Source organism: Lentzea aerocolonigenes (assembly GCF_000974445.1).
GTDB classification, from domain to species: domain Bacteria; phylum Actinomycetota; class Actinomycetes; order Mycobacteriales; family Pseudonocardiaceae; genus Lentzea; species Lentzea aerocolonigenes.
The window spans coordinates 1-23,859 of record NZ_BBOJ01000011.1; the positions used below are offsets into that span (position 1 = coordinate 1).

At 70.6% G+C, this 23,859-nt stretch carries 24 protein-coding genes; 17 read left to right on the forward strand and 7 right to left on the reverse strand.

Annotation, left to right across the window (positions count from 1 at the left end):
• On the forward strand, nt 1-235 hold a 235-nt coding region (locus AOM45_RS51825; RefSeq protein ID WP_201780035.1), incomplete at its 5' end, for a hypothetical protein.
• Between the two features lie 647 nt (nt 236-882).
• Here the strand turns inward: AOM45_RS51825 and AOM45_RS21310 are convergent.
• The 3 genes from AOM45_RS21310 to AOM45_RS21320 are packed head-to-tail and all read right to left on the reverse strand — an operon-like array spanning nt 883 to nt 5,095.
• On the reverse strand, nt 883-2,370 hold the full coding sequence (locus AOM45_RS21310) for an MFS transporter (RefSeq protein WP_030465150.1): 1,488 nt from the start codon (nt 2,368-2,370) through the stop codon (nt 883-885).
• Nucleotides 2,371-2,373: 3 nt separating this feature from the next.
• Nucleotides 2,374-2,835 carry a hypothetical protein gene (locus AOM45_RS21315; RefSeq protein WP_030465151.1) on the reverse strand — a complete coding sequence of 154 codons (462 nt, stop codon included), beginning with the start codon at nt 2,833-2,835 and terminating at the stop codon, nt 2,374-2,376.
• A 1-nt stretch (nt 2,836) separates the two neighbouring features.
• Complete coding sequence (locus AOM45_RS21320; protein ID WP_030465152.1) at nt 2,837-5,095, reverse strand: molybdopterin oxidoreductase family protein; 2,259 nt, start codon at nt 5,093-5,095, stop codon at nt 2,837-2,839.
• A 134-nt stretch (nt 5,096-5,229) separates the two neighbouring features.
• Between AOM45_RS21320 and AOM45_RS21325 the strand changes: the two genes are divergently transcribed.
• From AOM45_RS21325 to AOM45_RS21350, 6 genes are read left to right on the forward strand one after another with little or no spacing between them, the layout of a single operon-like run.
• Nucleotides 5,230-6,363 carry a zinc-dependent alcohol dehydrogenase gene (locus tag AOM45_RS21325; RefSeq protein ID WP_030465153.1) on the forward strand — a complete coding sequence of 378 codons (1,134 nt, stop codon included), beginning with the start codon at nt 5,230-5,232 and terminating at the stop codon, nt 6,361-6,363.
• Nucleotides 6,353-7,270 (forward strand): NAD-dependent epimerase/dehydratase family protein, encoded by a 918-nt coding sequence (locus AOM45_RS21330; protein ID WP_030465154.1) that lies wholly within the window; start codon nt 6,353-6,355, stop codon nt 7,268-7,270. The genes AOM45_RS21325 and AOM45_RS21330 overlap by 11 nt, the downstream gene beginning before the upstream one ends.
• A gap of 9 nt (nt 7,271-7,279) precedes the next feature.
• Nucleotides 7,280-8,875 (forward strand): carbamoyltransferase family protein, encoded by a 1,596-nt coding sequence (locus AOM45_RS21335; protein WP_030465155.1) that lies wholly within the window; start codon nt 7,280-7,282, stop codon nt 8,873-8,875.
• Nucleotides 8,872-9,771: a glycosyltransferase family 2 protein gene (locus AOM45_RS21340; protein ID WP_030465156.1), complete on the forward strand. Its 900-nt coding sequence runs from the start codon at nt 8,872-8,874 to the stop codon at nt 9,769-9,771. Before AOM45_RS21335 ends, AOM45_RS21340 begins: the two co-directional genes overlap by 4 nt.
• The gene (locus tag AOM45_RS51020) at nt 9,768-10,682 is read left to right on the forward strand and encodes a glycosyltransferase family 9 protein (protein ID WP_201780036.1); all 915 of its coding nucleotides are present in this window, start codon (nt 9,768-9,770) and stop codon (nt 10,680-10,682) included. The genes AOM45_RS21340 and AOM45_RS51020 overlap by 4 nt, the downstream gene beginning before the upstream one ends.
• A complete protein-coding gene (locus AOM45_RS21350) occupies nt 10,634-11,857 on the forward strand; it encodes a UDP-glucose dehydrogenase family protein (RefSeq protein WP_030465158.1) in 1,224 nt (407 codons plus the stop codon). Before AOM45_RS51020 ends, AOM45_RS21350 begins: the two co-directional genes overlap by 49 nt.
• Here AOM45_RS21350 and AOM45_RS21355 read toward each other — a convergent pair.
• Complete coding sequence (locus tag AOM45_RS21355; RefSeq protein WP_030465159.1) at nt 11,841-13,193, reverse strand: aldehyde dehydrogenase family protein; 1,353 nt, start codon at nt 13,191-13,193, stop codon at nt 11,841-11,843. The genes AOM45_RS21350 and AOM45_RS21355 overlap by 17 nt on opposite strands.
• A gap of 45 nt (nt 13,194-13,238) precedes the next feature.
• Between AOM45_RS21355 and AOM45_RS21360 the strand changes: the two genes are divergently transcribed.
• The 10 genes from AOM45_RS21360 to AOM45_RS21405 are packed head-to-tail and all read left to right on the forward strand — an operon-like array spanning nt 13,239 to nt 21,374.
• Entirely contained in the window at nt 13,239-13,634 is a 396-nt protein-coding gene (locus AOM45_RS21360; RefSeq protein WP_030465160.1) for a ChaB family protein, read from the forward strand.
• Nucleotides 13,631-14,623: an NAD-dependent epimerase/dehydratase family protein gene (locus tag AOM45_RS21365; RefSeq protein ID WP_030465161.1), complete on the forward strand. Its 993-nt coding sequence runs from the start codon at nt 13,631-13,633 to the stop codon at nt 14,621-14,623. The genes AOM45_RS21360 and AOM45_RS21365 overlap by 4 nt, the downstream gene beginning before the upstream one ends.
• Nucleotides 14,624-14,675: 52 nt before the next feature.
• Entirely contained in the window at nt 14,676-15,191 is a 516-nt protein-coding gene (locus AOM45_RS21370) for a D-glycero-alpha-D-manno-heptose-1,7-bisphosphate 7-phosphatase (RefSeq protein WP_030465162.1), read from the forward strand.
• A complete protein-coding gene (locus AOM45_RS21375; RefSeq protein ID WP_030465163.1) occupies nt 15,188-16,171 on the forward strand; it encodes a glycosyltransferase family 9 protein in 984 nt (327 codons plus the stop codon). Before AOM45_RS21370 ends, AOM45_RS21375 begins: the two co-directional genes overlap by 4 nt.
• The gene (locus AOM45_RS21380; RefSeq protein WP_030465164.1) at nt 16,168-17,037 is read left to right on the forward strand and encodes a glycosyltransferase; all 870 of its coding nucleotides are present in this window, start codon (nt 16,168-16,170) and stop codon (nt 17,035-17,037) included. The genes AOM45_RS21375 and AOM45_RS21380 overlap by 4 nt, the downstream gene beginning before the upstream one ends.
• A complete protein-coding gene (locus AOM45_RS21385; protein WP_030465165.1) occupies nt 17,034-18,233 on the forward strand; it encodes a glycosyltransferase in 1,200 nt (399 codons plus the stop codon). The genes AOM45_RS21380 and AOM45_RS21385 overlap by 4 nt, the downstream gene beginning before the upstream one ends.
• Nucleotides 18,230-18,805, forward strand: coding sequence for a D-sedoheptulose-7-phosphate isomerase (locus AOM45_RS21390; RefSeq protein WP_030465166.1), 576 nt, complete (start codon nt 18,230-18,232; stop codon nt 18,803-18,805). The genes AOM45_RS21385 and AOM45_RS21390 overlap by 4 nt, the downstream gene beginning before the upstream one ends.
• Nucleotides 18,802-20,079, forward strand: coding sequence for a D-glycero-beta-D-manno-heptose 1-phosphate adenylyltransferase (gene rfaE2, locus AOM45_RS21395; protein ID WP_030465167.1), 1,278 nt, complete (start codon nt 18,802-18,804; stop codon nt 20,077-20,079). The genes AOM45_RS21390 and rfaE2 overlap by 4 nt, the downstream gene beginning before the upstream one ends.
• Nucleotides 20,079-20,750, forward strand: coding sequence for an SDR family oxidoreductase (locus tag AOM45_RS21400; RefSeq protein ID WP_030465168.1), 672 nt, complete (start codon nt 20,079-20,081; stop codon nt 20,748-20,750). The genes rfaE2 and AOM45_RS21400 overlap by 1 nt, the downstream gene beginning before the upstream one ends.
• Nucleotides 20,751-20,786: 36 nt before the next feature.
• On the forward strand, nt 20,787-21,374 hold the full coding sequence (locus AOM45_RS21405) for a phosphatase PAP2 family protein (RefSeq protein ID WP_063756958.1): 588 nt from the start codon (nt 20,787-20,789) through the stop codon (nt 21,372-21,374).
• On the opposite strand, the gene AOM45_RS21410 is transcribed toward AOM45_RS21405, so the two are convergent.
• From AOM45_RS21410 to AOM45_RS21420, 3 genes are read right to left on the reverse strand one after another with little or no spacing between them, the layout of a single operon-like run.
• Entirely contained in the window at nt 21,284-21,895 is a 612-nt protein-coding gene (locus AOM45_RS21410) for a flavodoxin family protein (RefSeq protein ID WP_236703788.1), read from the reverse strand. The genes AOM45_RS21405 and AOM45_RS21410 overlap by 91 nt on opposite strands.
• On the reverse strand, nt 21,880-22,668 hold the full coding sequence (locus tag AOM45_RS21415) for an SDR family oxidoreductase (RefSeq protein WP_030465171.1): 789 nt from the start codon (nt 22,666-22,668) through the stop codon (nt 21,880-21,882). Before AOM45_RS21415 ends, AOM45_RS21410 begins: the two co-directional genes overlap by 16 nt.
• A complete protein-coding gene (locus AOM45_RS21420) occupies nt 22,665-23,849 on the reverse strand; it encodes a cytochrome P450 (protein WP_030465172.1) in 1,185 nt (394 codons plus the stop codon). The genes AOM45_RS21415 and AOM45_RS21420 overlap by 4 nt, the downstream gene beginning before the upstream one ends.
• Nucleotides 23,850-23,859: the final 10 nt, after the last annotated feature.

Sequence of the window (23,859 nt, forward strand, 5' to 3'; positions counted from 1 at the left end):
GCGGTGGGCGCTGGTCGAGGCCGCCCAGAAGATCCCTGCCAGTGCGGGCTGGCCGGTCGCCACCCGCGACGGTATCCGGGACCGCCGCGGCAAGGGCATCGCCACCGTGGCGGTCGCCCGCCGGCTGTGCACCCTGGTCTACTTCGGCCTGCGCGACGGGCACATCCGTGCCCTGGACCCCCAGACCACCACCACTGGTTCACCGGACACCACATCACCGGACGCCGCGGCATGAGCCGCGGGCCTGGTCGTGACCGGGGCGCGGATCGCCCGAAGTCTGACCCCCACCCTCTGGTGGCGTGGTCGTGGTCTTGATTGACCCCGCCCGGTCACGGTCGCACCCTACCACGCACACACCTGCGAATAGATGACCGGCAACCAGGCAACTGGTCTGCCACCGGGAACAGACCCCGGCACGGTGAACGCGACCCCACACAAAGAGCCCTCCGGCAATTTCCGGCTCGAATAGCGTGACGCGTCCAGCGACGGCGTCAAGACCCTCCGGCCCCCTCCGGGGGCGGCCTACGGCCGATCTTGACCCCGCCCGCCGGACACGCCTGCCCACACACAGCCGAAAACCCCGAAAACCAGCCTTAGCAAGGCACTTGACCGGCCCCGCTCCTTCATAGATGACTTTGGGTGCGAGGTGCTACCGTCCCCGGATCGGGCGGGTGCGGAGCATCCGACCTTTTCCGCCCGACACAGCGCCTCGCAAGGGCCCCGAAGTCAAGCCCCAATCGCAATCGTCGCGAAGCGGCGATGGAATGACCCGGCTCGTCATACAACCCAAAGCGACCACCAACACAAGGCGACCAGGCCAACAAAGGCGACCACCCCGCTGGAACCCGCGCCGAACCACGAAAACCGACCCGCGCACGCCCCTTACGTGGAGAACGGCGAAGCCGCTCCCTCCGCCCGAGTCCGCCCCCGCCGAGCCGTAGCCGACAACGGCATCGCGATCTCCTCCAGCGACTTGTTCTCCGCATCCACCGCCAGGAACCGCGCAACCAACCCGCCCACGATCATCACGCCGGCACCGATCAGGTACCCGACGAACAACCGCACCGGATGCGAACCGGTGCCGATCAACGCGCCGTAGATCACCGGCCCGAGCGCCCCGAAACACTGCGCGATGGCGAAGAACACCCCGATTGCCTTGGCTCGCACCTCCAACGGAAAGATCTCGCTGACGGTCAGGTAGGCGGCCGAAGCGCCTGCCGAGGCGAAGAAGAAGATGACGCACCAAGCGATCGTCTGCGTGATCGCGTTCAACGCCCCCGCGTAGAACAGCACCGCCGTCACGCCCAGCAGAGCACCGGAGATCACGTAGGTGCTGAACAGCATGCGGCGGCGGCCGATCGTGTCGAACAGGTGGCCGATCGTGAACGGGCCCACCAGGTTGCCCACGGCGAACGCGATCAGGTACAGCGGTGTCATCTCGGACGGGACGCCGTAGAACTTGCCCAGGACCAGCGTGTACGTGAAGAAGATCGCGTTGTACAGGAACGACTGCGTGATCATCAGGGTGGCGCCGAGCACCGAGCGGCTCGGGTACTCGCGGAACAGCACGCGGGCCAGCGCCAGGTAGCCGATCTGCTCGGCTGGTTTTACCTCGATCGCCTTGGACTCGTCTACCGGCGGCAGCTTCTTGCCGGATGCCTCGACCTCGTGCTCGATCTGGGCGATGGAAGTCTCGGCGGCTTCGGTGCGGCCGTGCATGATCTGCCAGCGCGGGCTTTCCGGCAGGTGCCTGCGGACGACCAGGATCACCAGGCCCAGGACCGGGCCGATCAGGAAGCCGAGGCGCCAGCCCAGTGAGAGGTCCACCTGGTTCAGCAGGATGAACGAGCCGAGCGTGCCCAGCACGGCGCCCGCCCAGTAGGTGCCGTTGACGGCGATGTCCACGCGGCCGCGGTAGCGCGCGGGGATGAGCTCGTCGATCGCGGAGTTGATGGCCGCGTACTCGCCGCCGATGCCCATGCCGGCGATGAACCTGGTCAGGTACAGGAAGATGAGCCAGCCCGCGCCGTTGCCGAGGGTGAACGCGGTCAGGCCCGAGCCGACCAGGTAGACCGCCAGGGTCAGCATGAACAGGTTGCGGCGGCCCAGTTTGTCGGAGAGGTGACCGAAGAACAGGGCGCCCACCACCTCGCCGATCAGGTAGACCGTGGCCAGCAGGCCCACTGCGGTGGACGACAGGTGCAGGGTCTCCGGCTTGGTCAGCGTGTCCGCGATCGCGCTGGCCACCGTGATCTCCAGGCCGTCCAGGACCCATGCCACGCCGAGGGCCACGACCATGCGCGTGTGGAACGGTGACCAGGGAAGCCTGTCGATTCTTGCCGGAATCAGCGTGCGTACCCCAGAGTCCATCTCTCAGCCCCTCGCGGCGATGAGCGCTTGCGGCGCGCTCTGCTTGATCCTCGTCTTCAACCACGCGAGCTGCCGTGCGGTGTCCTGTTCGCACGAGCTCACGACGTCCATGAGTTCCTTGTCGCGCAGGCCTTGCGCGGCCTGGCCCACGACGGTCCAGGTGATGTCGGTGAACGACGACAGCGCGTACAGGTCCTGGAGGTCGCGCAGCAGGCCGACGCCGCCGCTGCGGGTCTGGTCGAACTCCGCCGTGTGCAGGCGTTCTGGCTCAGGCTCGCGGTGTTCGCCGTAGCGTTCGACGATCGGGGCGAGTTTCGAGACCTGTCCGTCGATGCGCGCGGCGAGGACCTCGCAGGTGCGTTGGACGTCCGGCTCCTCGCCGTGGCCCTTGGCGACCTCGCGGAACGCCTCGGCCAGCGTTCGCAGTGACGTGTGCAGGAGTCCCAGGTAGGTGGCCAGGTGCATGTCACACCTTCCTGATCCGCACGGCGCTGATCTTGAACAACGGCTGCTTCGACACCGGGTCCCACTCGGTGGGGGTCAGCTCGTTCGCGGCCTGGAAGCCGTAGTGGAACGGCAGGAACACCACGCCGTCACGGCACCGTCCAATTCGGACAGGAACTTCGACGCCGCCGCGTTCGGACTCGACCCTGACCACGTCACCGTCCGCCAGCGCGAGCCTGGCCGCGTCGGCGGCGGACATCTCGACCCACGGCTCGGGCGCCGCCTTCTGCAGTTCTGGCGCGCGCTTGGTCTTGGTGCGGGTGTGGAAGTGGTAGACCGTGCGTCCGGTCGTGCCGAGGAACGGGTACTCGTCGCTCGGCTGTTCCGAAGCCGGTGTGTACTCGGCGGCCTTGAGGAACGCCCGGCCGTCGGGGCGCTCGGCCTTGTAGTCGGTCGGCGTGGTCTGGGCGCCGGTCAGCAGGTCGTGGCCGTAGTCCTCGCAGTAGTCGGCCGTGGTGGGGAAAACGCCGTCAACATAAAGCCGCTCGCCACCCCACGGGATGCCGCTGCCGGCGCGCAACCTCTCGTAGGTGATGTCGCTGTAGTCGCAAGGGCGGCCGCGGCTGCACTCGCGCCACGCGTCGAACGCACCCTCGGCGTCCTTCCACGTGATCAGCGGATCACCGTCGCGGTTCTGGAAACCCATGCGGTACGCGTAGTCCAGGAAGATGTCGAGGTCGCTGCGGGCCTCACCGGGCGGTTCGACGGCCTGCTCGGAGAGGTGCACGACGCGCGAGAGGTTCGTGAACGTGCCCTGCTTCTCGCCCCACAGCGCGGCGGGCAGCACCACGTCGGCCAGTTCGGTGGTCTCGGTGCTGAACGCGTCCTGCGCGACCACGAACAGGTCTTCCTTGCGGAGAATTTCGCGGATGCGCGACAGCTCCGGCAACGAGACCGCGGGGTTCGTGGCGGAGATCCACAGGAACTTGATCGTGCCCTGCTCGGCGTAGCGCCAGATCTGCATCGCGTGCGTCGGCGGCGCCCAGTGCGGGATGGTCAGCGGATCCACGTTCCACAGCCGGGCGAGCTGCTCGACGTGCTCGGGGTTGTCCCAGTTGCGGAAGCCGGGCAGGTCCCCGTCCGCGCCGGTCTCGCGGGTGTTCTGCGCGGTCGGCTGGCCGTTCATCTGCAGCACGCCGCTGCCCGGCTTGCCGATCAGGCCGCGCAGCAGGTGCAGGTTGTTGACCTGGCACGACGCCGCGGTCGCCTGGTGCGACTGGTAGAAGCCCTGCAACACCGTCGAGAGCACCCGCTGCGAGGTGCCGAAGATCTCCGCGGCACGCAGCAGGTCGGTGGGGGAGATGCGGCAGATCGAGGCGACGTGCTCCGGCGTGTACGGCTCGACGGCCGTCTTGAGCTTCTCGAAACCGAGCGTGTGCGCGGAGATGTACTCCTCGTCGATCCAGCCGCGCTCGATCAGCGCGCGGACCAGGCCGTTCATCAACGCCAGGTTCGTGCCGGGCAACGGTGCGAGGTGCACGTCCGCGGCCTCGGCGGTCGGCGTGCTCCGCGGGTCCACCACGACGACCTGAGGCCGGTCGGGGCCCGCGATCCGGTCGAGCACGCGCGCCCACATCACCGTCTGGGTGGCCGCCATGTTGTGCCCGAACAGGAACAACGCGTCGCACAGGTCGATGTCGGCGTGGCACGCGGGCTGGCCGTCCGCGCCGAACGTCTCCTTGAGGGACGCGGCGGCGGTCGCGGTGCAGAGCCTGGTGTTGCCGTCCATGTGGGGCGTGCCGATGCCGGCTTTGCCGATCACGCCGAGCGTGTAGTACTCCTCCAGGAACAGCTGCCCGCTGGTGTAGAAGCCGTGCGAGAGCGGCCCGGCCTCGGCCAGCAGCTGCTGGGAGCGGTGGACCACCTCTCTCATCGCGGTGTCCCAGTCGGTTTCCACGAGTTCGCCGCTGCGCCGGATCAACGGCCTGATGAGGCGGTCTTTCCGATGCGCCTGCCACGAGCCGTAAAGGCCTTTGGGACCGAGCCTGCCGCGGTTGACGAGATCATCCGCACGTCCGCGAACACCGACGATCCTGCCGTCCTTGACCGCGATGTCGCAGCCGCACCCGTTGCTGCACAACACGCACGCCGACTGGACCCAGCGGTCCACATCGGACTCCCCGAGGCCGTCCGCGAGCTGCTGGTCGACCCTGACCGGCCAGTTCGTCTCACGTTCGTGCGGAGTGCGTGGTCCCCACACATCGGCGATGCGATCCACCAAATGGCAATACCCGGCGTCCTCCGAATGAAACTCGGGGTGAAATTTGTCCGTTTCTGTGCGCATTGTCGGAACGTCGGCGTGTTTGCGCCGATCTCCTCGGGGAACCACGCGACAAACGGTTGAGGAGAAGAGACGTGAAGGCTGTCGTGTGGCACGGCACGGGCGACATCAGGCTCGACGACGTGGACGACCCCCGGATCCAGGAACCGACGGACGCGCTCATCCGCATCACCCGCAGCGCGATCTGCGGCACCGACCTGCACATGGTGCGCGGCACGATGCCGGACATGGCCGAGGGCACCGTCCTCGGGCACGAAGCGGTCGGGGTGGTCGAGGAGGTCGGCGACGCGGTCCGCGGGTTCACGCCCGGCGAGCGCGTGGTGGTGACCTCGACGATCGGCTGCGGCACCTGTTCGTACTGCCGGGCCGGGTACTTCGCGCAGTGCGACACCGCCAACCCGAACGGTCCCGCCGCCGGCACGTGCTTCTTCGGCGGCCCGAAGTCGACGGGCCCGATCAACGGCCTTCAGGCCGAGTACGCGCGCATCCCGCACGCGATGACGACGCTGGTGCGGGTGCCAGACTCCGTCAGCGACGACCAGGCGATCCTGCTGTCCGACATCTTCCCGACGGCGTGGTTCGGTGCCCGGCTCGCCGAGGTCGGCTCCGGCGACACCGTTCTCGTGCTGGGCGCCGGGGTGGTCGGCCAGTTCGCCATCGCGTCGGCGAAGCGCCAGGGCGCCGGACGGGTGATCGTCGTCGACGGCATCTCCTCCAGGCTGGACAAGGCCCGCGCACAGAACGCCGAGACGGTGAACTTCAACGACGAGGATCCCGTCGAGGTCGTGCGGGAGCTGACCGGCGGGATCGGCCCGGACCGGGTGATCGAGGCGGTCGGTGTCGACGCGGAGAAGCCCGGCTCGCGCACGGACGAGCAGTGGAAGCCCGGCGACGCACCGCGGCAGGCGCTGGACTGGGCGGTCGAACTGGTCGCGAAGGCCGGTTCCATCGGGATCATCGGCGTCTACCCGCCGGGTTTCGACGACTTCCCGATCGGCGCCGCGATGAACAAGAACCTGACGCTGCGGATGGGCAACTGCAACCACCGCCGCTACCTGCCGCGCCTGCTCGACCTGGTGCTGACCGGAGCGGTGGACCCGCTCACGTTCATCACCCAGCACGAGAAGACGACCTCCGCGATCGACGCGTACAAGTCGTTCGACCTGCGCGAGGACGGCTGGCTGAAGACGGTTCTCGATGTCGCCTGAGCGGGTGGTCGTGACGGGCGGGGCGGGCTTCCTCGGCTCGCACGTCTGCGAGGCGCTGTTGCGGGACGGCGCGCAGGTCGTGTGCGTGGACTCGTTCCGCACGGGCTCGCGCGAGAACCTGCCGTCCGGGGCAGGGGTCGTCGCCGCAGACGTGTCCCGCCCGCTGGACCTGCTCGGGCCGGTGGATCTGATCCTCCACCTCGCCTGTCCCGCCTCACCCGCCGACTACCTGCGCATGCCCGTGGACACGCTGCGAGCGGGCGGTTTCGGCACGTACCACGTGCTGGAACTGGCCCGCCGCAAGGGAGCGCGCGTCGTCGTCGCGTCCACCAGCGAGGTGTACGGAGACCCGGAGGAGCATCCGCAGCGGGAGTCCTACTGGGGTCACGTGAACCCGATCGGGCCGCGCAGCGTCTACGACGAGGCGAAGCGGTTCGGGGAAGCGATGACCGTGGCGTTCCGGGCGGAACACGGTGTGGACGCCGGCATCGTGCGGATCTTCAACACCTACGGGCCGCGGATGCGCGCGCACGACGGCCGGATGATCCCCACGTTCCTGCGGCAGGCGCTGGCGGGCGAACCGTTGACGGTGCACGGCGACGGGCTCCAGACCCGTTCGCTGTGCTATGTGGACGACCTCGTTCGCGGGTTGCTCGCGATGGCGCGCAGCGACCACCCCGGACCGATCAACCTCGGCAATCCGGCCGAGGTCACGGTGCTCGACGTCGCCCGCAAGACGATCGAGGTCACCGGCAGCTCGTCGGACATCCGGCACGTCGAGTCCATGACGGACGACCCGCGCCGCCGCCGGCCGGACATCAGTCTAGCCGAGGAGGTTCTGAGCTGGCAGCCGCAGGTCCCGCTCGAAGAGGGGCTGCGGTCGTTTGCCCGGCAGTTCGCCGGGTAGCCGCACTTCATGCGAGTTCTCGGGATCAACGCGGTGTTCCACGACCCGGCCGCCGCACTGGTGGTCGACGGCGAGGTCGTGGCGGCGGCCGAGGAGGAACGGTTCTCCCGCCGCAAGCACGGCAAACGGCCAGTGCCGTTCTCGGCCTGGGAACAACCGGAGCTGTCCGCGCGCTGGTGCCTGGAGAAGGCCGGGCTGACCGCCGCGGACCTCGACGCCGTGGCCTACTCGTACGACCCGAGCCTGGTGGACGCCGAGTACGCGCCCTGGGAGGACCTGCGGACGACGTACGCCCGCAAGGCCCCGCAGTTCCTCGCGACGTCGTTGCCGGGCCTCGATCCCGAGATCGTCCGGTTCGTGCCGCACCACGTCGCGCACGCCGCGTCGACCGGGCTCGCCGCACCGTTCGGCGGGAACTGCGCGGTGCTGGTGGCGGACGGCCGCGGCGAGTGCGGCTCGCACCTCGCCGGGCGGTACGTCGACCAGGAGCTGACGACCTTCGCGTCGCAACGGCTGCCGCACTCGCTCGGCCTGATGTACGAGGAACTGACCGAGCACCTGGGTTTTCTGCGTTCCAGCGACGAGTACAAGGTCATGGCGCTGGCCTCGCACGCGAAGCCGGTGCACCTCGAACTGATGCGTGAGCACGTGCTGGTGCGCGACGGCGGGTTCGAGATCAGGCCGCTGGACTGGAACACCCTCGCCAAGCAGCGGAAAGCGGGCGAGGAGCTGGACCGGGAACACGCCGAGCTGGCCGCGAGCGTGCAGGTGCGGCTCGAAGAGGTGTTGCTGGAACTGGTGCGCTGGTTGCACGACCGCACCGGCGAGACCCGGCTGACGATGGCCGGTGGTGTGGCGCTGAACTGCGTCGCGAACACGCGGATCTTCGCCGAGGGACCGTTCGACGAGGTGTGGGTGCAGCCCGCCGCGGGTGACGCGGGCACGGCACTTGGGGCGGCCCTGCACGCGAGCACAGACGTCGTGTCGGCGATGCCGGGCGCCGATCTCGGCAGGGGTTTCTCCGACGACGAGATCGAGTCGGTGCTGCGGACCGCCGCCGTGGCGTACGAGAAGCCCGCGGACGTCGCCGTGGAGGTGGCCGAGGCGCTGGCCGCGAACAAGATCGTGGCGTGGTTCCAGGGCCGCAGCGAGTACGGCCCGCGCGCGCTCGGCCGGCGCTCGTTGCTCGCTAATCCCTGCTACGCCGAGAACTTGACCCGGCTGAACGACGTGAAGGGGCGCGAACAGTTCCGCCCGGTGGCGCCGATGGTGCTGGCCGACCGGGCCGGGGACGTCTTCACCCGCGGCCCGATTCCCAGCCCGTACATGCTGTTCGTGCACAACGTCCGTCCGGAGTGGACCGATCGCATTCCGGCCGTGGTGCACGTCGACGGCACCGCCCGTGCGCAGACCGTGGCCGACGATCCTCTGCTGGAACGGATGCTGCGCGAGTTCGAGGGCAGGACCGGCGTGCCGGTCGTCGTGAACACGAGCCTCAACACCGCAGGCCGTCCGATGGTCGACACCCCGCGCGACGCGTTGGAGTGCTTCGGCTCGTCGCCGGTCGACCTGCTCGCCATCGGCCCGTACGTGGTGCGCCGATGAGCTACTCCGTCGTGATCCCCACCGTCGGCCGTCCGAACCTCGACAAGCTGCTGGACGCGCTCGTCGGAGGCGAAGGCCCCAACCTGTGCGAGATCATCGTCGTGGACGACCGCGACACCGGCCTGGGACCGGCGGCGGCGCGCAACACCGGGTGGCGGGAGGCGCGCGGCGACTGGGTGGCTTTCCTCGACGACGACGTCGTGCTGGCTCCGGACTGGAAAGCCCGGCTGGCCGCCGACCTCGAAGACCTGCCCGACGACGTGGGCGCGAGCCAGGCGCGGATCGAGGTGCCGCTGCCGGAGTCGCGGAAGCCGACCGACGCCGAACGCGGCACGGCGGGCCTCGCCACCGCCCACTGGATCACCGCGGACATGGCGTACCGGCGGGAGGCGCTGGCCCGCGCCGGGGGTTTCGACGAACGGTTCCCGCGCGCCTACCGCGAGGACGCCGAACTGGCGCTGCGGGTGCAGGACCTCGGGTACCGGATCGTGCGCGGCAGCCGGGTCACCACGCACCCGGTCAAGCCCGCGACGTTCCTGACGAGCGTGCGCGACCAGCGCGGCAACGCCGACGACGCGTTGATGCGCCGGCTGGTGGGGCCGGGCTGGCGGTCCCGCATCGGCGGACGGCGGGGGAGGCTCCAGTCCCACGCGGTGACCACGGCGGCCGGTGTGTTGTCCGTCCTCTGTGGAGCTTTGGGGCTGCGGCGTGCGGCGGGAACGTTCGGTGCGGTGTGGGCCGGTCGCACGGTGTGGTTCGCGGTGGCGAGGATTGCGCCGGGGCCTCGCACGCCGGGGGAGATCGTGCGGATGCTGGTGACCAGCGCGCTGATCCCGCCTGTCGCCTGTTGGCACCGGTTGCGGGGAGAGGTGCGGTACCGGCGGGTGCGGTCGTGAGGATTCTCGTGCTTCGAGCCTTGGGGCTGGGCGACCTGCTGACGGCGGTGCCCGCGTTGCGCGGGTTGCGGGCCGCGTTTCCGCAGGCGGAGATCACGCTGGCGGCGCCGGGGTGGCTCGCGGACGCGGTAGAGCGGATCGAGGCGGTGGACCGGCTGCTGCCGACGGAGGCGTTGGCGCCCATCGGTTTCGAGAAGCCGGACCTCGCGGTCAACCTGCACGGACGGGGGCCGCAGAGCGTGGAGCGGCTGCTGGAGACGGGGCCGCGGGCGTTGATCACGTACGGGGGGCCGGACCGGGCGCCGGAGGTGCGGCTGCTCGCCGTCGAATGGCCAGAAGACCGCCACGAGGTCCTCCGCTGGTGCGACCTCCTGCAACGCACCGGCATCCGCTGCGACCCCGACGACTTCCGGCTGCGCCCGGTCGGCGACCGAACCGGCCGGATCGTGATCCACCCCGGCGCCAGCACCGGCGCCAGGAGATGGCCGGCGGGGAGGTTCGCGGCCGTCGCCAGAGCACTCGGAGACGACGTGGTGGTCACCGCCGGTCCGGGGGAGCACGACCTCGCCCGGCAGATCACCCCGAACCCCTTCACCGGAACGCTTTCCGAGCTCATGGACCTCGTCGCGACTGCCAGGCTCGTCATCTGCGGCGACACCGGCATCGCGCACGTCGCCACGGCTTACCGGACGCCGTCGGTGCTGTTGTTCGGTCCGGTGTCCCCGCACCTCTGGGGACCGCGGCACGGACCTCACCAGGTGCTCTGGCACGGCGGCACCGGGGACACGTTCGCCGACGAACCGGACCCGGGACTGCTGAAGATCACGACGGAAGAAGTTCTCGACGCGGCGGGAGGTGTGCTGTGCGGCCCAGGCGAATCGGAGTCATCGGCGCGGGTTACGTCGGTCTGACCACGGCCGCGTGCTTCGCGCACCTCGGCCACGACGTGGTCTGCGCGGACGTGGACGAGGCCAGGGTGGACGCCCTGAACGCGGGGGAGATCCCGCTGCACGAACCAGGTCTGCGCGAGCTCGTCGTCGAGGGACTGGACCGACAGAGGCTGAAGTTCGTCGTGGGTAGTGAACTGTCCGATGTGGACTTCACGTTCGTCTGCGTGCCGACACCGGCCGGAGCCGACGGATCGGCCGACCTGTCCGCCGTCGAGGAGGTGCTGGGCAAGGCGACGCGCGGCGTGGTGCTGAAGTCGACGGTGCCGGTCGGCACGGGCGCGCGGTACCCCGGTGTCGTGTCGAACCCGGAGTTCCTGCGCGAAGGCCACGCCGTCGAGGACTTCCTGCGGCCCCAACGGGTCGTGGTCGGCGCCCAGGACGAACGGCAGGCCCGCGAGGTCGCCGAGCTGTACGCGCCGACGAACGCACCCACCGTGCTCACCGACAACACGAGCGCCGAGCTGGTGAAGTACGCGAGCAACGGCTTCCTGGCGCTGAAGCTCTCCTACGTCAACACCGTGGCGGAGCTGTGCGAGAGCCTCGACGCCGACGTCGACGGCGTCACCGAGGGCATGCGGCTCGACGACCGGATCGGGGCGTCGTGCCTGCAACCGGGGCCGGGCTGGGGAGGGTCGTGCCTGCCCAAGGACACCCTCGCCCTGCTCGCGACGGCCAGGGCGGCGGGCGTCGACTTCGTCACCCTCGAAGCCGCGATCACCACCAACCGGCACCAGCCGCACCGGGTCGTCGACCGGATCCGCGCGGAGCTCGGCTCGTTGTCCGGCAAGCGGATCGGGCTGCTCGGCCTCACGTTCAAGGCGGGCACCAACGACCTGCGCGACTCACCGGCGCTCGTCGTGGCGCGGCTGCTCGCCCAGGAAGGCGCCGAGCTGCGCGCCTACGACCCGTGCGTCAGCGCGGACCGGCCCGGCGTCACCGTGGAGAGCACGGCAGCGGAGGCCGCGGCAGGTGCCGACGTCCTGGTCGTGCTGACGGAGTGGCCCGAGTTCGCCGAACTGGACTGGCCGGAGCTGGCGGACGAGGTGAACCACCCGCTGATCTTCGACACCCGCAACGTCCTGCCGCGCGACAAGGTCACCGAGGCGGGCTTCCGGCTGATCAGGACCGGCCGGTAGGAACGCCGAGGTGGACCACCTTGGTCGTGGTCATCTCGTCGAGCAGCTCGGGCCCGTACCCGAATCCGGTGCCGGACGCGCCACGGGGCTGTGCGGCACCACCGGGCGCGCCGCCGAACACCGCGTTGATCTTCACCGTGCCGACCGGCAGCGCCCGCCACGCCCGTTGCGCGTGGTCCATCGAGCTGGTCAGCACCGTGGCGGCCAGGCCGTAGTCGCCGGAGCAGGCCTCGGCCAGGCCCTCGTCGAACGACGACACCAGCTGCACGGGCGCGACCGGGCCGAACGTCTCCTCGCACATGATCCGCATCGCGGGCGTGCAGTCGGTGAGCACCGTGGCCGGGTAGTAGGCGCCGCGGCCCTCGGGGACCTCGCCGCCGACCAGCGCCCGTGCCCCCGCCGCGACCGCCGCGGCGACCTGGTCGTGCACGAGGTCGCGGTGCCGCGTGTCGACCAGCGGCTGCGGATCGGTGTTCCACTCACGTGCCTTGGCGCACAACGCGTCCAGGAACGGGGCCGCGATCGCCTTGTGCAGGTAGATCCGCTCGACCGACGTGCACAGCTGGCCCGCGTTGGTGAACGCGCCGAGCGCGGCCTGCGAGGCCGCCCACTCGGGATCGACGTCGTCGTCGATCAGCAACGGGTCGTTGCCACCGTTCTCCAGCAACAGCTTCGCGGACGACGACAGCGCGATCGCGCGTCCCGTGGCGGTGCTGCCGACGTGGGCGACGAGGTCGACGTCGGACGAGCTCACCAGCGCGGCGCCGACTGAGCCGTCCCCGACCAGCGTCTGCAGCACCCCGTCCGGGAAGCACGGCCGGAACACCGTGGCCAGCAACAGCCCGGTGTGCGGGCAGCGTTCGCTCGGCTTGTGCACCACGACGTTCCCCGTCACCAGTGCCGCGCCCAGCAGTCCGCACGCCACGGCGACCGGGTCGTTCCACGGGGTCAGCGCCACCACGACACCGCGCGGTTCGGGCACCATGAAGTCGACCGCGGACCCGAGCAGCGACCGTCCACGATGGACTGGGCCCAGCTCGGCGTACTGCTCCAGCGTCGCCGCGCCCGCCAGCACGCCTTCCCGCGCGGACGCGAACGGCCGTCCCGTCTCGGTTTCCACGATCGTCGCGAGGTCGCCGGCCCGTTCCCGCAACGCGCCGGCGGCCTCCCGGACCGCCGCACCGCGTTCGGCGGCGGGAACGGCAGCCCACGCCGGCGCGGCCGTGCGGGCGGCGGCCAGCGCGGCGGAGACGTCGGACGGGGTCGCCGTGGGAAGCCAGCCGATCAGCTGTGAGTCGAGGGGGCTGTGGACGTCGATGGCGTGCATGGCGCTCATGGCACGCGGGTACCCGTCAGCGCAGGTCGAAACCTTGGAGGAGCCATGCCCGGACGCCAGGAACTGCCCAGCACGGTGGCCCGTTCGCCGAAGAAGGCGCAGCGGACGTGGATCAAGGCGCACGACTCGGCCGTCGAGACCTACGGCGAAGGAGAACGTGCCCACCGCACCGCTTTCTCCGCGCTCAAGCACAGCTTCGAGAAGGTCGGCGACCACTGGGAGCCGAAGAGGGAGAAGGGGCCGTCGGACGAGCAGGCCGAGCGGAGCACACCGCGAGAAGGCGACACGGCGGGAGGTGTCGACGCGAACGCCAGCAAGCAGCACCTCTACGACATCGCGAAGCGCCTGAAGATCGAGGGCCGGTCGCAGATGACCAAGGACGAGCTCGTCGACGCCATCCAGAAGGCCAACAACCGCGAGACCGCGCGAGCGCGATCGTGAAGGTCGTCATCACCGGCGCGACCGGCAACGTCGGCACCGCTCTGTTGCGCAGGCTCGCCGACGAACCCGACATCGAGGTGCACGGCATCTCCCGCCGCCCGCCAGGCGACGCACCGCCGTACCGCGGCGTGAAGTGGACACCGATCGAGCTCGGCCGGGCGGGAGCGGAGGAACCCCTGACCGTCGCGTTCGAGAACGCCGACGCCGTCGTGCACCTCGCCTGGCTGATCCAGCCCGCCCGCGACGAACGGCTGATGTACCGGACGAACGTGGCCGGATCGGCCCAGGTCTTCAGCGCGGCGGCGGACGCGGGCGTGCCGCACCTCGTGCACATGTCGTCGGTCGGCGCGTACTCACCGGGGTCGAAGGACCGCCGCGTGGACGAGTCGTGGCCGGTCAACGGCGTGCCGTCGTCGTTCTACAGCAGGCACAAGGCCGCGGTGGAGCACCTGCTCAACCAGTTCGAGTCGCGCGTGCTGATCACCCGGCCGCGGCCCGGCCTGATCCTCCAAGCCGACGCGGGAGCCGAGATCCGCGACTACTTCCTCGGCAGGCTGGTGCCGAAAGTCCTGTTCCGGCACCGGATTCCGATCCTGCCGCTGCCGCGCGACCTGGTGCTGCAGTTCGTCCACTCCGACGACGTCGCCGACGCGCTGGCCCGGATTCTGAGGCAACGACCGCACGGCGCCGTGAACCTCGCGGCCGAGCCCGTCGTCACTCCCCGTGCACTGGCCGAGGTGCTGGGCGGCAGGCACGTCCCCCTTTCGCCACACCTGTTGCGTCTACTGGCGAACGTGAGCTGGCGACTGCGCCTGCAACCCACTCCACCGGGATGGGTCGACCTGGCCCTGAAGTCGCCGCTGCTCGACGTGACCCGCGCACGGGCAGAGCTCGGCTGGGAGCCGAGGTTCGACGCGGAGGAAGCACTTCACGCACTCGTACGGGGAATCGGGTCCGGTGAGCAGGTTCCGGCCAGCCCGGTGCTGTGAATCGCTTCGCCGAGTAGCGTTTCAAGGCGTCTGTCTCGGCTAAATCTCCTCTATGGACCAGCCTTTCGACGCGGTGCTCTTCGACCGTGACGGCACGCTCATCAAGGACGTTCCGTACAACGGCGATCCCTTCCGCGTCGCGCCGATGCCGGGAGCTCGTGAGGTGCTGCGCGAACTGCGCACCCACGGGCTGCGCACCGGCGTGGTGAGCAACCAGTCCGGCATCGGACGCGGCCTGCTCACCGAGACCCAGGTCGCGGCCGTGAACGCGCGGGTCGAGGAGCTGCTGGGACGGTTCGGCACGTGGCAGATCTGCCCGCACCACCCGGACGAGGGCTGCGCGTGCCGCAAACCCGCCCCCGGCCTGGTGCTTTCGGCGTGTGAGGCGCTCGGTGTCCGGCCGGAACGCACGGTGGTGGTGGGGGACATCGGTGCGGACGTGCTGGCGGCGCAGGCCGCGGGCGCGGTGCCGTTGCTGGTGCCCACCGAGGTGACCAGGCGCGAAGAGGTCGACCACGCCCCTCGCACCGCCGGAGATCTGCACGCCGTGCTGGAGATGATCCGGTGAGGACGCTCGTGGCACGACTCGACAGCGACGGTGACGTGCTGCTCGCCGGACCCGCGGTCCGCGCGGCCGCGGCGGCCGGCGAGGTCGTGTTCCTGTGCGGTCCCGGCGGAGTGCACGCGGCGGAACTGCTGCCCGGCGTGACGAGGATCGTCGAGTGGGAGTGCCCGTGGATCGCCAACCCGGCGCCGGAGGTCCGCCCGTTCGACGTCGAGGCCGTCACCGCGTTGCTGCACGGCATTCGCGCCGACGTGGCATTGATCCTCACGTCGTTCCACCAGAGTCCGTTGCCGCTGGCCCTGATCCTGCGGCTCGCCGGTGTGCCGAAGATCGTCGCGCGGTCGACCGACTACCCGGGGTCGCTGCTCGACGTGCGCGTGACCGGTGACCCGGACGTCCCGGAGGCGCAACGGGCGCTGGAGGTCGCGCACGCCGCCGGGTTCGCGCTGCCGGACGGAGATGACGGCCGGCTCGCCGTCGTCGATCCACCGAGGACCGATCTGAGCCATCCGTACGTGGTTGTGCACCCCGGTGCGTCGGCGCCCGCCCGCACCTGGTCGCCTGACCGGTGGGCGAAAGCCGTGGTCGCGCTGACCGCGGCCGGGTCCCGCGTCGTCGTGACCGGAGGTCCGGCCGAGGCCGGGCTGACCGAGCACGTCGCGGGCGCGTGCGGAACCGATCTGGGCGGGCGCACCAGCTTCCGCGAGCTGGCGGGGATTCTCGCCGGTGCCGACGCGGTCGTCGTCGGCAACACCGGCCCCGCGCACCTCGCGGCCGCGGTCGGCACGCCTGTCGTGTCGTTGTTCGCGCCCGTGGTCCCGGCGGTCAGGTGGGCGCCGCACGGCAAGCACGTGCTGCTCGGCGACCAGAACGCGCCGTGCCGCGGCACCAGGGCCCGCGAGTGCCCGGTGCCCGGCCATCCCTGCCTCGACCTGGTCGATCCGGCGGACGTCGTGGCGGCGGTCGCGGAGGTGACGGCGTGAGGATCCTGCTGTGGCACGTCCACGGTTCGTGGACGCACGGGTTCGTCCAGGGCGGGCACGAGTACCTGATCCCCGGTCCGCCGGACGGCATCGGCCTCGCCGGACGGCCGTGGCGGGCGAGCGAGGTCAGTCTGTCCGAAGTGGACGCCGCAGGAGCCGACATCGCCGTCGTGCAACGGGTCGAGGAGCTGTCGAAGGTCCCCGTCGGTGTGCCGGTGGTGTACCTGGAGCACAACACTCCTGCGGCTCCGGCGCAGGAACACCCACTGGCCGGCTGGGACGGGACGATCGTCCACGTCACGCACTTCAACGACCTGATGTGGGACTGCGGCACCACCAGGACCGTCGTGATCGAGCACGGCGTCGTCGATCCGGGCCCGCTGTACACCGGCGAGCTCCCGCACGCGGCGGCGGTGATCAACGAACCCGTCCGGCGCGGCCGGATCGTGGGTGCCGACCTGCTGCCGCGGTTCGACCCGATCGACGTGTTCGGCATCGGGACCGAGGAGATCGGTGGCGAGGGAGACCATGAACTCGAAGCGCTGCACCGCGAACTGGCCCGCCGCCGCGTTTACGTCCACCCGGCGCGCTGGACGTCGCTGGGGCTGTCCCTGCTGGAAGCCATGCACATCGGCATGCCGGTGGTCGCCCTGGCGTGCACGGAGGCAGTCCGTGCCGTGCCAGATGACGTGGGTGCGATTTCGACCGACGTGGAGGAGCTGGTGAGCGCTGTCCGCGAGCTGATCGCGGATCCCGCGCTCGCGCACGAGAAAGGAGAACGGGCCCGCGAGTTCGCGCTGGCCCGCTACGGGCTCGAGGCGTTCCTGCGCAACTGGGACGTGCTGATGAAGGAGGTGATCGGATGAGGATCGCGATGGTGTCGGAGCACGCCAGCCCGCTCGCGGCTCTGGGTGGTGCCGACGCGGGTGGGCAGAACGTGCACGTGGCGGCTCTCGCGGCGGCGTTGGTACGGCGGGGTCACGAGGTCGCGGTCTACACGCGGCGCGACGCCCGCGGGTTGCCTCGCCGGGTCGCCACCGCGGACGGCTACGAGGTCGTCCACGTGCCGGCGGGTCCCGCGAAGCAGGTGCCCAAGGACGACCTGCTGCCGCACATGACCGACTTCTCCCGCTTCCTGATGCACGACTGGCAGGACCAACGACCGGACGTGGTGCACAGCCACTTCTGGATGTCCGGCCTCGCGTCGGTGCTGGCCGCGCGCCGTGAGGGCATCCCGGTCGTGCACACCTACCACGCCCTCGGCACGGTGAAGCGCCGCCACCAGGGCTCGCAGGACACCAGCCCTTCGGAGCGGATCGCCGTGGAACGGCTGGTCGGCCACGAGGTGAGAGCGATCGCCGCGACCTGTGACGACGAGGTCGACGAGCTGATCGCCATGGGACTGAGGCGCGACAAGATCTCGGTCGTGCCCTGCGGTGTCGACACGAAGCTGTTCGCCCAGATCGGCCCGGTGGCGCGCCGGACCGCACCGCACCGCATCGTCTCGGTCGGCAGGCTGGTGCCGCGCAAGGGTTTCGCGGACCTGATCGCCGCGCTGCCGCTGGTGCCGGACACCGAACTGGTGATCGCGGGAGGACCGCCCGTGCTGAAGTCCGATCCCGAGGCGCAACGGCTGCTCGCCTGCGCCGACACGCACGGTGTCTCCGACCGCGTGCACCTGATCGGACAGGTGGCGCGCACGGACATGCCCGCTCTGCTGCGCTCGGCGGACGTCGTGGCGTGCGTGCCTTGGTACGAACCGTTCGGCATCGTGCCGTTGGAGGCCATGGCGTGCGGTGTTCCCGTTGTGGCGTCGGCTGTCGGCGGCCTGATCGACACCGTGGTCAACGGCGTCACCGGCGTGCTGACACCGCCGCGTGACCCGAGAGCCCTGGGACGCGCTCTGCGCAAGCTGATCGCGGACTCCTCACGTCGTGAGGCGTACGGGATGGCGGGGCAGGACCGCGTCGACGCCCGGTACACGTGGGACGAGATCGCCGCCCGCACGGAGCTCGTCTACCAGCGCGTGGCCGCAGCCGACGACCTGGCGGTGGCACGGTGACCGTCGAAAGCCACCTCGCCGGACTCGCCGACACGCTGGCCGGCGTCCGCACCCAGTCCTCGCGCATCCACCGCTGGGGTGCCTCGCTCGCCCGGCTGCTGGTGGACGGCGGCAGGGTGCTGGCGGCGGGCAACGGCGGATCCGCCGCAGAGGCACAGCACCTCACCGCCGAGCTCGTCGGCCGCTACCGCCACGACCGCGCGCCGTTCTCCGCGCTGGCGTTGTGCGCCGAGACCTCCAGCGTCACCGCGATCGCCAACGACTACGGCTACGACCAGGTCTTCGCCCGCCAGGTCACGGCACACGCACGGCCGGGCGACGTCGTGGTCCTGCTGTCCACCAGCGGCCGCAGCCCGAACCTGCTGGAGGCGGCGCACGCGGCCCGGCTGGCCGGGGCGACCACGTGGGCGCTGACCGGACCGGTGCCGAACCCGTTGGCGTCGCTGGCCGACGACACCCTCTCGCTGCCCGGCGACCCGTGCCACGTGCAGGAGGCGCAGCTCGTCGTCGTGCACGCGTTGTGCGAGGCGTTCGAGGCGGCGCTGCCCTCGGCCTTCCGGAGGGCGTCGTGAAGCTGGTCGTGGTCGGTGACGCGTTGCTGGACGTCGACGTGGAGGGCACCGTCGAACGGCTCTGCCCCGACGCTCCGGCGCCCGTGCTGGACGTGGTCGGCGAGCACGCCCGCGCGGGTGGTGCGGCGCTGGCGGCGACGATGGCCGCGCGGGACGGTGTGGACGTGATGCTGGTCAGTGCGCTGTCCGAGGACTCGGTGGGGGAGCGCGTGCGGTCGCTGATCGACGTTCCTCTTGTGTTCGGGCGTGCGGATTCCATCCCGGTGAAGACCCGGTTGCGGTGCGGTGGAACGTCTTTGGCGCGTGTGGACCGTGGTGGTGCCGCTGGTGCTCCTCGGGTCACTGACGACATGCTCGACGTCGTGCTGTCCGCGGACTTCGTGCTGGCGTCGGACTACGGGCGCGGGCTGTTGCGGGACGAACGACTGCGGTCGGTGCTGACCCGCGTTCCGGTGGTCTGGGACCCGCATCCACGCGGTCCGGCGCCGGTACCGGGCGTGCGGCTGGCGACTCCCAACCTGCCGGAGGCGACGGCGTTCAGCGGCACGGCCGATCCGGACGCGGCGGCGAGCGAGCTGCTGTCCCGGTGGGGCGCACGGGCAGTCGTGGTGACGATGGGGTCGAAGGGTGCGCTGCTCCACTGTGGAGGGACGCCGGTCGCGGTGCCCGCGCCCGCTGTTCCGGTCGCCGACCCGTGTGGTGCGGGGGACCGGTTCGCCGTGGCGGCTGCTGTCCGGCTCGCTGGTGGTGCCGCGCCCGACGACGCGGTGGCCGATGCCGTTGGAGCTGCGGCGGAATTCCTGGCCCGTGGTGGCGTTTCCGGTATGCGTGCACCTCTCTCGTCCACTGTGGACTCGGTGCGCCGGCGTGGCGGAACCGTCGTCGCCACGGGAGGGTGCTTCGACGTGCTGCACCCCGGACACGTGCGGATGCTGGCCGCCGCACGGGCGTTGGGCGACTGCCTGGTGGTGTGCCTGAACTCCGACCTGTCCGTGCGGCGGCTGAAGGGCGAGGGACGCCCGGTCAACGGCCAGGACGAACGCGTCGAGGTGCTGCGCGCGCTGGAGTCCGTGGACGACGTGGTCGTGTTCGGCGAGGACACACCGGAGCACGTCCTGGGCCGGTTGCGCCCGGACATCTGGGTGAAGGGCGGCGACTACACCGCCGAACTGCTGCCGGAGACCGCCGTGGTGCGGCGCTGGGGCGGCCGGACGGTCGTGGTGCCGTACCACAGGGGACATTCGACGACCGAGATCCTGTCGAGGAGGGCTTGATGCTGGGGAACGTGGTGGTGACCGGAGGCGCGGCCGGGCTGGGCGCGGCCGTGGCCGACGCGGTGCGCGAGGCCGGCGGAACACCGCTCGTGCTGGACAAGTCGGCGCCGGTCAACGCCGAGTTCGAGCTCGTGGACCTGGCGGACGGCCGGGCCGCGGAAGCCGCGGTGCACGCGTTGGCCGAGAAGCACGGCGGGTTCACCGGAGTGGTCACCGCGGCGGGCATCGATCGGTGCGGGACGCTGGCCGACGTCCCGGCCGAGGAGTGGGAGAACGTCGTGCGCGTCAACCTGTTCGGCACCGCGGCGGTCATCAGGGCCGCGTTGCCGCACCTGGAGAACGGGCGCGTGGTGACGGTCGCGTCGACGCTCGGGCTGCGTGCGGTCAGCGACGCCACTGCCTACTGCGCCTCGAAGTTCGGCGTGGTCGGGTTCACGCGCGCGTTGGCGGCGGAGACCGCGGGCGATGTCGGGGTCACGCTCGTGGTGCCCGGTGGGATGCGGACGCACTTCTTCGACGACCGGACCGAGCAGTACCGGCCGACGGACCTGGAGAAGCTGAACCCGCCGGACCGGGTGGCGGCGGCGATCGTGTTCGCGCTGACCCAGCCGAAGGACTGCGAGATCCGGGAACTGGTGATCGCGCACAGCGAAGAACCGTCCTGGCCGTAGTTTCCGGAACCGCCGGTTCTGGGTACGTAGACCTGCATGAACGGCGAGGACGAGCTGGAAGAGCTCGACGAGGATTCTCTGCACAACAGCGAGGCGCTGCCCACCAGACGCCCGCACCCGGTGATCATCGCCGCCAGCGTCACGGCACGCGGCGGCCTGCTCTGGTTACCGGTGGCCGGACTGCTCGCGCTGGCCGGCAAGAGGAAGACGGCCAAGCGGGCGCTCACCGCCGCGGCCGTCGCCATGCCGATCGGTCATCTCATCAGCGTGGTCGTGCACCGTCGCAGGCCCGAGGCTGCGACCATGCCCGCGCGACAGGCGTTGCCGGAGCACCCCGACTCGTCGTCGTTCCCCTCCAAGCACGCGGTGACGGCCGCCGCGTTCGGCACGGCCGCCGCACTGGAGGATGGAGAGGCCGCCGTGTTCGTGACGCCACTGGTGTTGCTGGTCGCCTACAGCCGCCTCAGGACCCGTGTGCACTGGCCCACGGACGTCCTGGGCGGCCTGCTGATCGGCGCGGTGGTCGCGCTCGCTCAGGCCGGGATCGGGCGCTCCGCCAAGGCGAGGGCGACGGCGTGCAGGTTGGCCGCCATCGTGCGGCCGGTGTTCTCCGACCACTCGTGACCCTCCGCGGTCTCGGAGAAGCTCGGTCCGGGGCCTGGACCGCGGTTCCAGTACGTCCACGCCTGGCCCGGGATCGTGTAGCCGATGTCGCCGAGTCCGCCGGCGATCTCGCTGATCACGTGGTGCGCGCCGTCCTCGTTGCCCGTCACGACGACGCCCGCGACCCGGTTGTAGGCCACCGGACGGTCCTCGTCGTCGGTCTCGGAGATCATCGCGTCCATCCGCTCCAGCGCCCGTTGCGCGAGCGAGGACGGGTGCCCGACCCACGTGGGCGTCGCGAACACCAGGATCTCCGCGTCGAGCAACGCCGCGTGGATGCGCGGCCACTCGTCGCCGTCGCCGACGTCGGTCGAGACACCCGGCGGGATGGCGTGGTCGGCGAGCCGGAACGTCGTGACGTCGACGTCCTTCTTGGCCAGCTCGTCGATCACCACCTGGGCCAGCAGGTCCGTGTTGGACTGGTCGGGGGACTTCTTCAGGGTGCAGTTCAGCACCACGGCGCGCATCAGGGCTGCCTCCACTTCTCGTCGGTGAGCATTCCGCTCGCCTGCGGTCCCATCAGGGACATTCCGCCGTCCACGACGAACGACGCTCCGGTCACGTAGCTCGCGGCGGGCGTGGCCAGGAACGCCACCACGGCCGCGACCTCCGCCGCGTGACCGGGCCGTCCGAGCGGCACGCCCGGACGCGGCTGGGTGTGCGGGTCGACGTCCTCCTGACCGGTCATCGGCGTCGAGATCTCGCCGGGCGCCACGGAGTTGACGGTGATGCCGTGCTCGGACAGTTCGAGCGCGAGCACCTCGGTGAGCGCGCCGAGCCCGGCCTTCGCGGCGCAGTACGGCGCGGCACCCACGCGCGGCAGGTGCTCGTGGACCGAGGTGATGTTGATGATCCGGCCGCCACGACCGGCGTCGATCATGCGCCTGGCCGCGCGTTGCGAGCACAGGAAGGCGCCGTCGAGGTCGACCGAGAGCACCGAGCGCCAGAGGTCGAACGGCATGTCGACGGCCTTCTGGCTGCTGCCGGTGCCCGCGCAGTTCACCAGGACGTCGACACCACCCAGCTCCTCGGCCAGCTCGTCCACGACCGAGGCCGCGTCCGGCAGGTCGGTGAGGTCGAGCTGCCGCACGGCACAGCGGGCACCTGCCTCCCGCACCTGCTCGGCGGTGCTCGCGGCTCCGTCGGCGTCCTCGTGGTACGTGATGCCCACGTCGACGCCGCCACCCGCGAGTGCGACGGCGACGGCCTTGCCGATGCCCGAGTCCGATCCGGTCACGATGGCGCGCAGGTTCATGACACGCGAGTACCCAGCGGGGTCGCGGGCATGCGGAGAGCGAAGTGGTTCAGCGTTCCGGGCAGCGGTGTGCTCAGCTTCGGGAACGAGAGGTGCTCGCTCAGCGCGTCCAGCATCGCGCTGCCGGTGGCCAGCACGAGGTCGCGGCCGGGGCACACGCCGGGGCCGCCGCTGAACGGCACGATCGCGGGGTCGCGCGGGCCGTCCCAGATCTCCGGCGCGTACCGGTCGGCGTACGGCAGCCGGTCCGGGTCGCGGTGGAAGAACGGCGTGAACACGACGAACTCGGTGTTCGCCGGGAGCCACGTGCCGTGCCAGCGCGTGGGCTTGGTGCTCTCCCGCAGGATCACCGGCGTGGTCGGCCACAGCCGCGCCGACTCGAGGATGCCGTTCCTGCCGCGTGCGCCGATGGCCAGGGCCCGCATCGTGACGATTCCGGCCGCGTCGAACGCGAACAGCCAGTGCGGGGCCTGACCCGCGAGATCACCCGGCTGGGCGGCCAGACTGCCTTCCTCACGCCGTGCGAGGTGCTCGTCGAGCCTGCTCTGGAACCGTTCGCGCAGGCCACGCTGCTTCGGGCGCAGGAACGCCCAGTTCGCGTTCTCCCGCAGTGCCTTGAGGTCGTCGGTGAGCTGGTCGTCGGAACGGGCGCCGTCACCGAGGACGATCCTGCGCACGATCCGCCACCACGCCTGGCTGAAGGAGTGCCAGGTCAGCTCGCCGGTGCTCATCGCGTGCCGGGTGAGCAGGTCGGCCTCGTCGCGCACGATCGCGTCGACGGGCACGTGCTCCGGCCGCAGCACACGCTCGTTGAGCGCGCGCAGCCGTTCCCGCTCCTGTCCCTCCGAGATGAGCACGCCGTGCGGCTGGAAGTGGTTGAGCGCGGCCTTTTTCTCCTTGGTCGCCAGTGCGAACGGCTCGGGTGAGCCCTTGAGCAGCCTTCCGACGTCGGTCGGGTCCACGAGCACGGCCACGCTGCGGCCGGTGATGCGCAACCGCACCGGTTCCGGTCCGTAGCGGTCGCGCAGCTTCCTCATCGTGTCGATGGCCCTGGTGTCGGACTGGACCTTCTCAGCGACCGCCATGACGCCGGGCCTGCGGACGATGACGCCCTTGGCGAGGGTGGGCAGCAGGACCGTGGCCAGCACGCGGGCGGTGTCGAATCGGGTTGAGATCGCCATAGGGGTGGCT